General features: G+C 30.5%; 12 protein-coding genes and 1 pseudogene. 2 read left to right on the top strand and 11 right to left on the bottom strand.

Annotation, left to right across the window (positions count from 1 at the left end; all coding sequences use genetic code 11):
* Positions 1 to 194 precede the first annotated feature (194 nt).
* The 7 genes from AC1DVK_RS04045 to AC1DVK_RS04015 all read right to left on the bottom strand — a co-directional run bounded on the left by AC1DVK_RS04045 (position 195) and on the right by AC1DVK_RS04015 (position 6,374).
* Complete coding sequence (locus AC1DVK_RS04045) at positions 195 to 677, bottom strand: lasso peptide biosynthesis B2 protein (RefSeq protein WP_477625904.1); 483 nt, start codon at positions 675 to 677, stop codon at positions 195 to 197.
* Positions 678 to 715: 38 nt separating this feature from the next.
* A complete protein-coding gene (locus AC1DVK_RS04040) occupies positions 716 to 1,006 on the bottom strand; it encodes a lasso peptide biosynthesis PqqD family chaperone (protein ID WP_477625903.1) in 291 nt (96 codons plus the stop codon).
* Positions 996 to 1,937 (bottom strand): HPr kinase/phosphorylase, encoded by a 942-nt coding sequence (locus AC1DVK_RS04035; RefSeq protein ID WP_477625902.1) that lies wholly within the window; start codon positions 1,935 to 1,937, stop codon positions 996 to 998. Before AC1DVK_RS04035 ends, AC1DVK_RS04040 begins: the two co-directional genes overlap by 11 nt.
* 140 nt (positions 1,938 to 2,077) lie before the next feature.
* The gene (locus tag AC1DVK_RS04030; protein WP_141133597.1) at positions 2,078 to 2,209 is read right to left on the bottom strand and encodes a paeninodin family lasso peptide; all 132 of its coding nucleotides are present in this window, start codon (positions 2,207 to 2,209) and stop codon (positions 2,078 to 2,080) included.
* Positions 2,210 to 2,224: 15 nt separating this feature from the next.
* Positions 2,225 to 4,165 carry a lasso peptide isopeptide bond-forming cyclase gene (locus AC1DVK_RS04025; protein ID WP_477625901.1) on the bottom strand — a complete coding sequence of 647 codons (1,941 nt, stop codon included), beginning with the start codon at positions 4,163 to 4,165 and terminating at the stop codon, positions 2,225 to 2,227.
* Between the two features lie 34 nt (positions 4,166 to 4,199).
* A complete protein-coding gene (locus tag AC1DVK_RS04020; protein WP_410861931.1) occupies positions 4,200 to 4,325 on the bottom strand; it encodes a hypothetical protein in 126 nt (41 codons plus the stop codon).
* An 813-nt stretch (positions 4,326 to 5,138) separates the two neighbouring features.
* Entirely contained in the window at positions 5,139 to 6,374 is a 1,236-nt protein-coding gene (locus AC1DVK_RS04015; protein ID WP_477625900.1) for a nucleotidyltransferase domain-containing protein, read from the bottom strand.
* Positions 6,375 to 6,853: 479 nt separating this feature from the next.
* Between AC1DVK_RS04015 and AC1DVK_RS04010 the strand changes: the two are divergent.
* Together AC1DVK_RS04010 and AC1DVK_RS04005 are read left to right on the top strand one after the other, a co-directional pair.
* A pseudogene (locus AC1DVK_RS04010) lies at positions 6,854 to 7,599 on the top strand (integrase core domain-containing protein).
* Between the two features lie 233 nt (positions 7,600 to 7,832).
* Positions 7,833 to 9,527, top strand: a complete 1,695-nt coding sequence (locus AC1DVK_RS04005; protein ID WP_477625899.1) for a hypothetical protein — start codon at positions 7,833 to 7,835, stop codon at positions 9,525 to 9,527.
* Between the two features lie 583 nt (positions 9,528 to 10,110).
* Here AC1DVK_RS04005 and AC1DVK_RS04000 read toward each other — a convergent pair.
* The 4 genes from AC1DVK_RS04000 to AC1DVK_RS03985 all read right to left on the bottom strand — a co-directional run bounded on the left by AC1DVK_RS04000 (position 10,111) and on the right by AC1DVK_RS03985 (position 15,606).
* Positions 10,111 to 11,349 (bottom strand): hypothetical protein, encoded by a 1,239-nt coding sequence (locus AC1DVK_RS04000; RefSeq protein WP_477625898.1) that lies wholly within the window; start codon positions 11,347 to 11,349, stop codon positions 10,111 to 10,113.
* 253 nt (positions 11,350 to 11,602) lie between these two features.
* The gene (locus tag AC1DVK_RS03995) at positions 11,603 to 13,018 is read right to left on the bottom strand and encodes a lipopolysaccharide biosynthesis protein (protein WP_477625897.1); all 1,416 of its coding nucleotides are present in this window, start codon (positions 13,016 to 13,018) and stop codon (positions 11,603 to 11,605) included.
* Positions 13,019 to 13,340: 322 nt separating this feature from the next.
* A complete protein-coding gene (locus AC1DVK_RS03990) occupies positions 13,341 to 14,264 on the bottom strand; it encodes a glycosyltransferase (protein ID WP_477625896.1) in 924 nt (307 codons plus the stop codon).
* A gap of 226 nt (positions 14,265 to 14,490) precedes the next feature.
* A complete protein-coding gene (locus AC1DVK_RS03985; RefSeq protein ID WP_477625895.1) occupies positions 14,491 to 15,606 on the bottom strand; it encodes a glycosyltransferase family 1 protein in 1,116 nt (371 codons plus the stop codon).
* Positions 15,607 to 15,711: the final 105 nt, after the last annotated feature.

Raw genomic sequence — 15,711 nt, 5'->3', positions numbered from 1 at the left:
TTTTATTGTGGTAAAGAGCGAAAATAGAAGGAAAGGTATTGGGTATCCACTTTTCTAAGATTATTAATTCACATTGAAGATGAAGAAATAAATGAGTATGTGTGGGGTTGGTGAAGCGTGGGCTCATGGATCTGCTTATATTCATTATTGATACTCAACACCTGGGGTATTATAAACTTCCTAATATAAGATTATTAACCAGACTCTTGTTCCGTCAGCTTCCTAGAATTGTTCTTTTTAGAGAACTTAGAAACAACAGTGAACCTATCCATCACTTCAAAACCAGTTAGATAAAAAGGTCCACTGCGTAGCCAAGCATGTGCAATGAGCCCTCCATTCTCATCTTTAGCTGTACCTAAATAGAGAGTACTATCAATCTTTCGTTTTTCCAGCATTTTCATACCTGCAATAGCTTTAACAAGACATTGGCTTTCCCATATGGTATAGCGGCTCATAATATTAATAGCCCTCGATACATTTGCTAAAGTCTCTTTATTCGCTGCATTCAAGTCATATGATGACTCTTCCATCTGCTCACCAAGTGTTGGGGCAACCTTTGAAAATGAAAGGCTTTTAAGATAACGGGCCCTGCCTAAATGTAAAAAAGCTTCGATAAACAGCAACTTTGTCTTAAAATTCAATCGAAGAAAAGTCTGAGCTTTCTTTATGATATTCATTTTTTATCCTCCTAGAGCCTAAAGATAAAGATTCATTACTAGGATTTGATACTAACTAAGCCTTGTTCTAACAATTGATTTAAAAAGTCAGTGACATGTGACATACAATCGGCTGGATCGACATTATATTGTGACTGCAATGTTGTAACTAACTCTTGAATTGAAATGGGTTCCTTCATTAACTCCCATATTTCTCCGCCCAGCTCACCTAAATTATAATATTTTCCGTTAGAAACGCTTAACATCACTTTTTCCCCATCCATATCACTTACTATGTTTCCTGGACTTTGGCTATATAGAGTTTTCGTATCAAGTTGATTAATATTCATGAACCATTTCCTCCCCTTTTAATACATGTAAAATTATTTCCGATAAGTCTGTTGCTGTAAAACGATTTGTTGGTCTGCGTATTTGAAAAAACTCAATTTTCTTGATCATTCTAGCAGAAGTATTAAAATGCCAGTCCATCAATCCAGACTTTTGGATAAAAAAATTACGGTATGTATGATGATACAATTTATAAAACCTTTGAAGAGATTGTATAGGCTTAATATCTATCTCTGAATCTTCTCCCTTGATCAATTCAAATACACCAGCAAGCGGGAGTGGTTCAGAAAAAAACTGACTTTGAACAGGAACAGCGAATTTATCTTCTCTAACAATGAGTGGCTGATAGTTATTTGAATCCATTTCAAAATGATTTAAGCTTTCCAGCCATAACTTTTGTTGAGGATATGAAGGTGTTACAATTGGTATATTCTCATGATTAAGAGTTACTGGTATGACATCATCACTCATGAGCTTATAGCCCCTTTTTAAGAAGGCTGAAGCAAGAGTCGATTTCCCAGCACCAGAATCACCAACAATCGCATATGCCTTTCCATCTATGGCTACCGCACTTCCGTGTATAGGAAGGATTTTTCTTTGCATCAATATGGCTCCCATGCAGGTCCCAAGGAGATAAAGTCGAATTTCATCTTCTTGTGCCGCATCAATTGGGGAAAATTCTATTCTATTTCCGCTTTGGATCAAGAAAATGGCCGTCTTGGAAACATGGAACATGATCCAGTCTTTCTTAATGACAAAATCATCATCAGGAACTGAATGCTCAGACCATAATGTATGTAAATCAGCTTTTTCGATAACAATATCCGTTTTACCATCCTCTACATTAATAGGAAGCAATTCAGGCAAAGGTATTTCACTTGAAATTGTTAAACCATACGCTTCATAAACCGTCTTTTTTTTGATATCGATCATATAAATACCCCCGAACAATAAATAACGTCTCTTCATTAGCTGGTCCTAATGTTTAATACTTTGTTATTGAAGTCATACCCCTATTAACTGGAATAGGGGCTTAGGGGAATCCTAACAGACTTTGTTGCGCAAAAAAAAGGTTAACTAAAAGTTATATCACCTTTAGGAGTATGTGATGGGAAAGCAGCATCTGTATATTCTCCATCAGTTCCAAGCATCGTTTGATTAACATCAAGAATTTCTAATTCAGGTTTTTTCCATTCCTTTTTCATAGTATTCACCTCCTTTTAATTAAATTGTTTTAAAAACCGATACACGATTAAACTTCGCATTAGGAACTTATGTTCAGGATTTGTAGCAAGTTCTGGTCCCGTTCCTTTTTTTATCGTAACTAATGCATTCTTGATCGCTTGACCATCCAGGAATTCCAGAGCTTTATCATCTGTGCTAAGCTGCTCTATCTCCTCTATGAATTCACCCCATTTAGGAAGCATCCGGTGTATCCAATCAACTCCTTGCACACCCCTGTACCTTTGGTTAAGCCTTACTCTATCGGGCAAGAAATTCACTGTAGCATTTCTAATCAGGGCACGATCCATGCCATCTTGTACATATTGACCTTCCGGAAGTGATAAACAAAACCGAATAACACGGATATCATTCGTCGGATCTCGCTTCCACAACTTGTATCGTAAGGAGAGCTTTGTGGAAAGCGTATTCCCTGCATTCCATTGAAAGATATCTTCAAAATGCTTTTTTCTTTCATTAAAAATATCAGAATTCGAATACCAGCCTGTTTCATCCATGCCGAATTCTTTAAATTTGTCATACACGCCTATTTCTTCTGCAAATCTTGGAGCGATTAAGGAAGGAATTTTATATGGCGCGCCTTCCGGAAAAATCCGCTCAATGATTGGAAAGCCGATTCTAGCAATAGCTTTCATCTTTCGCAATCTAGATCCACCAACATTTCTCCTATGATGGTCCAACTCTTGGTAAAGTCGAACCCATTTTAATCTTTTTAATAGGAGCGAGTAATACTCTAAGGGGAACCCCCAGGAAATTGAAAAGTTCCCTCTATCCCCATTAAGCAACACACCTACGTCATCCTCATTCGCTTTTTCAAACATTCCTTTCAACCAGAAAGAATTTTCAAAAAACTTATATGGCATCTCCATGATGTCAAGAAAGTCTTCCATTTCAGAATAGGAATCTTTCCCCTTAAAGTCACAATAATGATCAATAATGCCACCAACATGTCCTACCGTCGATTTAATGAAAGGCCGCTCATCTGCAAAAAAATATTTAGGCGTAAAATCTTTGAAATCTTCGGGAGGAATATAACTATATGTATGTAGTGCAGTGCTTTTCCGCTGCAATTTATTCACAGCAAAGCCAACAACAGCCCCAGAATCCAACCCACCACTTAACTGGGCACCAACTTTCCGATGTGTCCTTAATCTAGATGTAACAGCCTCCTGGAAGACACTTTGAAATGCTTCGATGTAATCTTCATTAGATTTAAGTTTTAACTTATCCCCCTGAGTTAAATAGGAATATCGTTTTAACGTTATCCTATTATTCTCTATTGTTAAGCTATGGGATGGTGGTATCTGATTTATGGTTGTATACGGCGTTATTGAAGAATCTACTGCATCAACCATTCCCGATACTGCCAAATACTCAGCAAGCCACTGCTCATTCAACTTTTTTTCAATAAAAGGTAATGACAAAAGTGGATCCATAGTCGTGCAAAATGCAAATTTCTGATAGTTTTGGTGATAATAAAGAGTTCTGCTCCCCGAAAAATCCCTTGCCCCAAACAACTTCTGTTTCTTTTCGTCCCAAATGACAAAAGCAAAATCCCCTACTAAAAATTTGGGCGCATCTTCCTCCCACTTATAGTAGGAAAGGAGAATTAGTTCACTATCCGTCATGCCCTTTTGAGTGGATGGCTTAACTTGTAACCTCTGAAATAACTCATCACGATTATCTATAATTGCATCAGCAGTGATGGTACACTGCCTTTCAAAATCATAAAATGGGAGCTGCTCTCCAACAGATTCTGGCGTGATCCATTGAGCATGACAACCAAGGAAAATCTTTTCAGAATGCCACATCTGAATCGAATCAGCAGGGTACTTTTGTAAAGCCGACATCAAATTATGGCATTGTTGAAGATTTATAGACTCTTCATTAAAATGATAAATACCGGCTATAGCACTCATGTTTTCCCCCTGCTTGTTTTGTTATGTAAATTAATCACATTATCTTTCTTCTATGTTGGTTAAAAACTTTGATGAAAACACTTCTATCATCTGATTTAAAAAATTTCACCCCAACTAATTTTAAAGGTGTCCATATTTCTTTCATTTGTAATAGAGGCATAAATATTCCTCCTTTCTTTATGAATTCATCAACAATTGTCTTTGATCTGTATAGACAATCTTTTATAAAAAAATTCACTTGAATAAAATTCTATTTTAAATGTACTACTGTTGATTTATCTTCTGATGATTTTTACCATCAGTATGATATTGACATCCCTTTTACCTCATATAAGAACGGGTTGTTCTTTATAACGAATTACATAAGCTAAAATTACCATCTATTTATGCCTATGTCAACAAATTTTTAAAGTAAAAAATCTCTAAATATGAGAACCTTTTACTTTGTAAAATTTATTTCAATCGCTCTTTTTTAGAGCTCACCATCTTTGATAAATTACCCAGATAATACAGTTTAAAGTTAAAATATCAGTACTCATATAGTGGATCTGAACAAGATATAAATGAGGGATAATTTAATTTTAGTGAAAAACTTCAGAAAGGTTGGAAGATTAAAACCTTTATGAAGAAAAACCTAATAATTTTTTGGTCTCAGATCCTTTAAGCTTATTTATTAAAAACCTTTAATATGATTAGTCTCACAGAGGATGATTTAACTGTTAGTATAAAGACTCGTATATGACGTCAATTCAAAAGTGATAGCTAAAAGTAGAACGGACAGTCAATTATTAAAGAGAAGCTTCTTCCACTGAAGGGCTAGAATAATTTTTTTCATAAGAAGAACACCTCAATTAGTATGAATTTGCATACTAATTCGATGTTTTGTCTAAATTATAGTACAACCTAACATTTATTCATAAAACTAAAAATGTAAATTCATAAGTATTTCCCACCCCATTTTTACACCATAACCTTAATTAACATTTTTATTAATCTTTCTCCAAAACAACAAAAATGGACGTAAAGGAAAATACAAAAAAAATAGTGGTTTAGGCAGCCTTATTGTATCTATATCTTTAGAACTAGGAGTTAATAATGTAAGAATAAATATTCCCTTCTGTATTTTTGACTTTATTGAAAATTTATATAGGTTAAAAGAGAAAGATTTTCGAATTTTTGAATAAAAATAATTTCCTTGGGCAATATTCATATCCTCTTTTATATTATGCAATTCTGTATTCCCTATTTCTACTATATTAGTTATAGCTAAATTTGCTAACTTTCTAGATTTTTTCCCTGTTGTATATGTATGTTTATCTTTACTAAGTGGAGTTTTTAACAATAGAGAGGCTAGTATTAATGCTTGCCCTATTAAAAGAACGTTTTGTTTTCCCAAATGGTTATTTTGAAACTTTTTTAAAATTATTTTATCTTGGTTTGTAATTTCATCTTTTCTTACCATTTGGTCGATATCCGCCAACCATCGAAGTCGAAACCATCCATGCCTGGAACCATGAGCAACTAGATATAAAAATAAATCCTCATTTCCTAGATAATAGACTGGATAGCCAGTCAATTTACTCTCTCTTTTTCGTTTCCACAATTCATTAAAACTCGGTTCTTTAGTGGGTGCAGGATGAAGTCGCCAATGAATTTCAATCTGAATTTTCTTTTCTGGATGAAAGAATGCCTCATGGTGTTTCCTCCATTTCCAATCAATAAATGTTATTGAATGTTCTTCCTTCTCGTATCCAAGATTCAATAGTAATTTTTCAACTCTATTATAATTTTTCTTTTCAATAAGAATATCTAAATCCTTAGAAGTTCTAAGAGAAATGTCACCGTATATTTCATTAGCAATTACTGGACCTTTTAAATATAAGAGATTTACAGAATTTTCAGTAAAACATTCACTTACTTCCCCCATTTCCCCACTTAGTTGAAGCATTTTTATAGTATTTATTTTATAATCTTGATATAGAGTTTGAACTACATGAGAAGGAATAAATTCATTATTTATCTTATTTATCTTTGAATAAATTAATGGGAAAACTCGATGATGCCTTGCCAGCTGTAGAAATTTGTTCCAGTCGATGTTTAAAAATAATTCTTCTTTAATCGTTACTGTATCATTTCCATTAGTTAATTCCAGTAATAATATTAATTCATTATGTAACATAGACAAATCGCCCTCGTAATTATTATTCATCATCTTCTCCTTTTTATAAAAAACAGATCTATTTCTTAATATTAAAATTGAACCCATAGATTTATAGGTATTCAAATATATTATAATACCTATTAAATAATGGGTGTAAGAGATTGCTAGTTTAATAAAGTCAAAATTACTAAGTTCATTTAACTATTTTGTCTCCATAAGCAACCCCATTATATCTCTGTTTGTAATCATAGCATGAGTTTAAATTATGTCTCAATATATTTTTCAAGCTTTCCGATTAAGGGATATAGGATAATAATCTAAAGTCCTTAATCATAAACATTAAGCAATAATTTTTTAAGTAGTAAAAATAAATAATTCACTATTAGAACTTTTAAATTTTTAATATTATCGGGCAAATGGAGTTAGTATAGTTTCATGGACACATTTTAGTTAAGTCCTTACAATGATTTTTGAGAGGATGTGTCCGTCTTGGAACGTAAGAATACAGGTAAAAAATATAATAATGAATTAAAAAAACTATTGTAAATCTTTATCACTCGGGTAATTTGGTCAAAGAATTAAGCGGCGAATATGGCGTATCAGAAGTTACCATTTATAAATGGATTAAAGAATTTACTCCTATTGGTTTAGGGAAAAGTCCATGACTCCAAAGGATCCCTTCAAATAATCGTATCAAATATTGAACAGGAAAACAAAGAACTCACGAAAGAAATTCATCTCATTTACTTGGAAAGCAAGGAAGGTCTCCAAAGATCCATGAAAGCTTATTAACCAAAGGTTTTTCCCTAAGTCTTAGGCGTGTTCAACGTTAAATGAGCAAGGCAAGAATTCGTTCTACTACTAAGAAAAAATCGGTTTTGGACCTTTATTCTAAGAAAATAGCAGGGTATTCTTTTTCTCGTTCAATGACAACAGAACTGGTCATAAAAGCTTTCAATGACGCACACTATCACAAAAGCCCTCGAAGGTCTTAGTTCTTCAAACGAATCTTGGCTCACAATATACAAGCAGTGAGTTTACATATCCAAAGCCATCATATTAATCAATCCTTTAGTCAGAAAGGTTGCCCGTACGATAATGCCTGTATTGAATCCTTTCATGCCCTATAAAAAAAGAAGAAGTCAACCACGCACAATATCTAGACTATCAAACAGCTAAATTAGCAATGTTCCAATTTATTGAAGGTTGGTATAACCGAAAAAGAATTTACAGTAGCTTGGGCTATCAAACCCTACCAGCCAGATCTAATTAGGAACAGTTTAAGATTTAACCTTTTTGTGTCCAATATATTGACTCAAATCCAAAATGAGTGTTTAGTTCAAATAGATAAATAAATAAAAATCGAAAAAACTTTTTATCATTCATTTAATAAAAAAACTAATACTAAGTGATAGAAGAAGGTATCATTAGATTGAAGTTTTTTTATTTAGTCTATCATCAAATCTAAATTAGTTAATAAAACAAAATAAAAGGGAGAGAAATACCTTGAAACGAAGAAATTTTCTATGGACTAGTTTACTTTTGATTTTTGGTTTCTTTTTTGGCTATACAGTCAAAAAGGAGGGGGATAATTTGATATTCCAACGATTAGATATATTAAAAGATAGTAACGAGAAATCAAAAGAAAATAATCACCCAAATTCAATAAAGGTAATACAACCCACTGGCACTAGTAATGATAGTACTAATATCAATAACTTATTATGTAATGGAAATGGAAAGTTTATCTTCAAAACTGGAACATATCACATTGAAGAAGATATTATTATCAAAAGTAATTCTATATTAGAATTTGAAGAAGGTGCTATTTTTATTAAAAATCCTTCTAGGTTAAAAGAATATAATATATTATTCCTTAAAGATGTCTCTAATGTTACATTATTAAATATTTCTATAGTAGGTGATAAATATAATCATATAGGAACTTCAGGAGAGTGGGGGCATGGAATTACGTTACAAGGTACAACTAACGTAAAAATACAACACTCGAAAGTAATAGAGTGTTGGGGAGATGGAATATATATCGGTGCTGTTCCTATGCAAGGTACTAGATTCTCGGGAAACACATGGATTAATAATGTAATCTGTGATGACAATAGAAGAAATGGACTTACAGTGAGTAGTGTTAAAGGGTTATATGTGCAGAACAGTCAATTCAATAACTCAACAGGTGCAGACCCACAAGCAGGTATAGATTTTGAACCTGACAATGATACCATGTTTTTAGAAGGTTTAGTCTTTGATAATATTATTTTAAAGAGTAACGGTAAAAGAGGAGTATTCTTTTGTTTATGGCTTTTATTTGGTGATAAGGATGAATCACCAATAAAAAACGTTTCTATAACTATGAATAATGTAATAACCGAAGGTGGATTATATGGATTTGAGACATTAATGAGTAATTTCACAGGAAATGCGGGTGGAGACTATTTTAATCGTGTGGCCATCAAAAACCTTAAAGGAGAAATAATCTTAAATAATTGTCAAACAAAAAATAATTTCAAAAACGGTATACGCCTATATAGATGGTATGATGCTGGATTAAAAATAACTTTTAATAATTTTAAATTATTATATCCTAATGGTGAAAAGGGGCAACACTTAGAAAGTAATGCTGCTATATCTTTATTTGACCCAAATGATTCATCAACACCAAACACTTATCATTTAGGTGGAGTAGAATTTAATGATTTAATCTTGATTCATTCAAGGAAGGATCCATTAAGGAAGTCCATCATAGTAAATGACATTACAAATAAGAACCCAGCAAAAAATTTCATTTTATGTAATACAAAAATAATAAATGGCACTATCAAGTTCGCTCAGATGTTAGAAGAAAGTTGCATGGTTATTGATCAAAATAAAGTTCATAAATTAGTAGATACAGTATCAGGTCCCGTTATGTTCGATGACGATTTTTATACTATATTTTCAAACAAAGGAGCACTAACTCCGGTTACAAAAATATTAGATGCAACTAAAATGCATAATGAAGAAATCACATTTATCAACGAAGAAAATCTTTCCTATATTATAAAGTGTAAAGATGGCCAATCATTCTTTCCATTTGATTCAACAACTTTGACACTATCCGGTATGGGTAGCAAAGTAACAGTTAAAAAAGCTAACGAAACTTCTTGGTTTGTAACTAATATATATGGAAAGTGGATTAAGAATTAATACTTTGACTGGATAAAATTAAAACACTTCAAAATAATAAAAAAGTTCAATTTTTTATTAAAAATATCTCTGAAAACTCCTTGATGCTAATCTTAGTCTGGAAAAACCTAACTTGGTCATCTCTATAACTAGAATATAAACTGCTTTATCTAAAAATTCTCAGGACAATTCTCTGAACTAGTTGGATCCCAATTAGAAATTGTCCTGTAAAACTAATGAAATATGAAGATTTCAGTATAGAATATCTAAAATAGACAAACTTATAAATTTTAACACCATTAAGTAGCTATCTTACTAAAACTACATTAGTATAATTAGACGAATTATACTATATGGCGAAAGAGTACAATTATCCTCCATACTCTCTGCAGAAAAAATCATATGAATACAAAATAAATAGGGAATGAAACTTTTGAGTCAAAGACAAGTTTCTCCCTCAATCAGTTTATTGCAAGATTCTGTTTGATTTCGAGCTATCTTTTAATTTCATGATAAAGCATATTACACTTTATAGTATTGATCATCATTATATTAAAGTGGATTAAGGTAACAATAACTACATTATAATATTTTAAATATACAATTATAACAACTTATAATTTCTTTTTGAACAGATGATTCCAATTATTATTATAGGATTAATAAATAAAGAATTATGCCAATAAGTGTAAAATGCCCCAACTAGGCAAACAAATAAAACAACATAAAAGTATTCTGAATATAAAATCTTGGTTAGAATGTAAAATAATAAAAATAATAGAGATATTGTAACTATAATTCCCATTTGTAGTAGATATTGAATTACAAAGTTATGAATTTCCATAGTAATCCCATACTTATGTAAATCAGGCCAGCTTGAACCTATACCTAAAATTAAATTATCAAATATTACTTCTTTAGAGTTAAATATTAAATCAAATCTTCCATTATCATCAAGTAAAGCTGTAGATGTTCTACCTTCTAAAAGTAATTCAGACGCTCCAAAAAAACTAATTATTAATATAAATATTAATAGGAAAGTTTTAAAATTCTTATAAATATATTTAGTATTCATAATTACATATAAAGTAAATACTAGTATTAATACAACTAAGCCAGTTCGAGAAGTGTTAATAATATTTGCTAATAATAATAAACTAAAAACTATAAAACTTCGAAATTTGAAATTTTTATATAATCTTATTAATATTATAATAGCTCCACTACAAACGAATGCAGAAAGAGTACTTTTAGGAATAAAATATAGATTGAAAATCGTTCTTTCCGAATAAGTAAAGATTTCACCCAATTTTATATTAAATACATAAAAAGATAAATATTGTAAAATTAAGCCAATTGCCAACGAAATACAAACTGATAAATACATGTTTATATAATTATGTATCTCTTCTTTTTTTATCGTAGGGTTATTGTCAACATATAAAAATGTTACTAATATAACTAAAATAAAAAGAATTAAATTTAATGTATTCTTAAAGCTCTCTATAGGATCTAGTGATAGAAAAACTCCTATTAAAATAAATATGATAGAGGAAAAGGCTATTAAGAAAACTAATATATTTATTCTATAGTTTTTATATAAAGTACTTATAAATATAATTAAAATATATATAATCAAACACAGTTTCATCAATGAAAAATTAGATACTAGGTTAATATTATAAAATGCAGAAGTAAATATTATTAGTGGCAAAAATTTCCTCAAAGTTCCCCCTTTATATCTTCTATATAAGATAATTATTGAAATAAATGAAAAAATTACTGCTGTCTTTCCATTTATTAAATATAAAATTACGTTAAGCAAACTTAATAGAAAAAACATAGTACCATTCCTTTTTAGAATCCTAATTTATCATCTTATTTGTACTTAATAAATTTTATATAAGAATATTCTTGCTACCCACCAAAAATCCGGAATACAATACCACACCAGAGAACCACTTATCTTAGAGTTCCTTGTTGTGTTACCTCATAGAGTTTTAGCAAAAAAAAATATCATCTTTTTACAAAAGAAATCTGAACTTTAAACAATATTATTCAACTTTCGGAATAAATCTCCGGCTAATATTCGTATATTAAGACCGCTTTAATGCGTATATAATCTTTATATCTTTTATATATAGAAAAACTAAAAAAATAATGCAAATGGCTCCAAAAAGCAAATTAAATAAAGACCTATCATTATAAGTTGCAAGACTACTAACTATAGTCACAATTACAATTGAGGTATATAATTTCCCAAGTCCGTAATTTACTTTATAATATTTTAGAGAAATATGTGTTCTTAACATAAAAAACACAAGAAAAGAGAAAGCTGTAGAAAGTGCAGCTCCTAACCCTCCAAATTGTGGAACCAAAACCCAATTCCCTATAATATTACATATACAAGAAACACCCGCTATTACAATATGCCATTTAGGCTTTTTATAAAAGTTTATGCCTAATACAGTTGTTTCAGAAATTGTATACATCAATGGCATAAAAACAAGAAAAGGAAGAATTTTACTAGCCCCTTGATATTCAGGCCCAAGTAAAACTACAATTAAATCCTTTGCCATGATGGTAACTATTGCAACAATAGACATTAAGAAAGTAACTATTTTTGATACATTGCTATAAATCATGGTGTTATTTGGGTTATTTTCAAAAGATTCATATGCTACTGGGGTCCAAAAAGTTGCGAAGACCTTCTGGAAAATTGTAAGTAGAGCTACAATTTTGAAAGCGGAAGAATATAACCCTAATTCTTGAAAATCCGCCCATTGTCTTAAAGCAATTTTATCAAACGCTTCAAAAAGCCATGTAATTAGAGTTGTTAAGACTAGTGGATAACTATATTTAAGTATTTCTTTATTATTATGTTTTAAAGAATTCTCTGAATAGTACTTAAAACTCCACATATTCTTTTGATTATATATTAGATAAATAGTAAGAAATAAAAAGGTAAACACTGTTGAATATACAACTATTTCAAAAGTAGGGCCCATTATTAAGTAAAACATTATTATTAAAATGAATGTAAATATACGATTTAATAACTCAATTAAAGAAAATAAATGCCCCTTTTGTTGCATTCTAATTACCAAGGAAGCATACCTGTAAAGAATCTGTACTACAATCCCCAACGCCAACATTGCTGCAACTATACTATTGTACTCCCCAAATAACATTAGAGATAATTTTTTTTTGAAGAATAAAAATGTCAGAAGTAAAAATAACGTTAAATAGAAGACCGGTTTCAAACAACTATATAGTAAACCGCCTCTTTTAGATTTTTCCTCTTCATAAAAAAACCTGACAAATGCTTGATCTGTGCCAAAAATAGCAAATATCATTGATATATTAATTGCTAAAGTAAACATCGAAACTTTACCAAATTCCTCTGGCTGCAATATTCTAGTTGTTATCATTGTTGTAATAAATCCAATAATAAGACCTAAAAAACTACCATATGAAAAAGAAAGAAACTTTTTAATTAAATTGTTATTCATGTGTTTTATCTCCTACCCGAAAACAGACGTGACCATTTGCACCGTTAATAACTTTTATTTCACATTTCTTCTTGATTAAATTAGACCACTTGAATATTAAACAGAATATTCTGCCTTAGCGAAGTTATTTAATATTTAACTTATCTAACCTATTGATTATATATTTCTTTATAAAGATGTTAATTATCATTATTTTTCTAACCTTTTCCTAGGCATCGCATCAATAGCCTTCGCAGAGAAAAATTCTCATTTGAACACACAAGTTAATATCAAAATCAACAATAAATGAGGGTATCTCACTATTGTTGATTTCCATGAAAACTCAATCAAAAGGTACATTATACTTATTTAATACCGCTTTAAGTTGCTCATCATTCTTGTTTCCAGCAACGTTTATCTCTCCTAGAGATTCCTTTTGGCTAGACTCAATTGTAAAAAGATCATAGGAAAAGTTGGATGATTTAATTACACTAGTATTATTTTTCAATGACATTATTTTTAGCCAAAGATCGTCAGCATAGAAACATAGACTCCTAATACTATCTTTATTTAAGACTTCTAAATCAATTGAATTTGGGGGATAAAGCACACCACTGACACCTGTAGGGCATAATAATTTTGAAGGGCCTATAAAACCAGCAGGATTATGTGTCCATTTTTTATAACTTTCTATGGTTTTATCTTTTTTCATTTTTATTAAATGAGCTCGATTACAGCAGATATTATTGGGATAAATTTTATTAAGCTCTATTAAGACCTCCAGCGTATTTTTTGGATAAATCACATCATCATCTACTGTTATAATGATGTCTTTTGGATATTCCTTAAAAGCATAGTAATACTTTTTATGTGACCTTAAATCTTCATCACAAAAACGAATGCTCAATCCCCTTTTTTGTTGTTCAATTAATTTTTCAGGTAAGTTATCTAACCCATTAAATTGATCTTTTGCTAACCATAATATTATTTCATCTGGCCTATATGTCTGTCTTAAAAGTGATTCTATAGCTATCCAGATAACGTTTATCCTAGCTGGAAATGTTGTAAGGGAAACAATAACTTTATTTTGTCTTTTAACATTATTATTAATACCTATCGTTTTATGCTTAAATGGTAATCTATAGAGAAAGTTTACCCAAAAATTTGCAATCTTTCTTAGTATAGTATATTTAATTTTCTTAATAGACCTATTACCATGATTTTTATTTAAAAAATTGAAATTTATAAAGTATAGAAAACGTAACATATAATCCTCCATCGCATCTTAAAACAGCTAAATCATAATTTTTGTTTATAATTCATTTTTTTATTTTCCAACCCAAGTAATTAAAACCTTTAAGCAATTTACTAAATTTACGACTTTGAGTATAAATTTTTTGAGATTTCTTCCATAAATAAAAAAATCAAATTCAGATAACCCGAATAAAATGCTGGTGCTTTTTTATCGGTATATTAACCTAAGTTAATTACACTCAAAGATCAGATAAGTAAAACTTCTCTAAAAACTTTATAGTACTTTTAACATCGAATCCTGCTCTAACTATTTCTTCATACATAATATTACGTTTATAACCTTTTGAATATTGTAATATATTATCAGCCCATTTTTCAGGACCAATGGACAATGGTAAATGTTCAATTAAATCAGTAACATCAACCGATGAAGGTACTCCATCGGATACTATACACCTTAAACCAGCAGTTTGTGCTTCAATAGCAACTGTTCCAAAACCTTCAAATTGAGATGGAAATAAAAATACATCCATAGCTTGTAAATACTTCTCTACTTCCGTTTGCCTACCCAAAAACAGCACCTTATCAACCAAGTTTAATTCTTTAACCTTTGCCTTGATATTTTCTTCAGTTGGCCCGTCACCTAAAAGCATTAATATAGAATTGTTATTTACTTTGCATATCTCATAAAATATATCAATCATAAAGGAATGATTTTTAACAGTTGAAAATCTCCCAACATTTCCAATTACAAAGTTATTATTTAGTTTTAATTTTTCTCGAAGTTTCATTCTAGTATTATTATTAAAAATAAAATTTTCTGCTTCTATTCCATTATCTATAATTTTAACTTTCTTATCTAGTATAGCTTTTTCTCCAAATAACCAAGTACCAGCTTCATTTGAACAGGCAAAATAGTCTGTTGCATAAATAGTCGATAATTTTTTTAAATAATTTCTAATAGGTATGAAAGAACTCTCACTATTAAATTGAGTTGTTCTTGAATGCAAAATTCTTATTGGAATGCCACTTTTCATAGCTCTATGGAGAACAAAGTGTCCAGTTATTGGTGAATGACAGTGTACTGCATTATAATCATGTTCATTAAAGAACTTTTTTAACTCTTTCTGAAATATGAAGTATGTCTTAGGTGAAAATTTTGGTAGAGTAAATACCTTACCTCCTAACTCTTTGAATTTTACAATAAGTGGGTTTTCTGTATCTGGCGTTAATTTGATTAAATCGAATTGAATTTTATCCCTATCTATGTTTTTATACCAATCAATCAATCGTGATTCTATTCCACCATGATCAAACCCAGGGACATAATGTAGTATTTTAACTTTATTGTACATTGAATTTCTCCTTATTAACTTATACTCATTTCAAAACATTCAAATTTCAGTATTATCACATAGAAATGCGAACATTCTTTTTAGCCATTCAACAATCTAAATTTA

Source organism: Peribacillus sp. P4_B1 (assembly GCF_056402395.1).
Note: the sequence above shows the minus strand (reverse complement) of the source record. Positions and strands in the feature narration are given on the sequence as shown.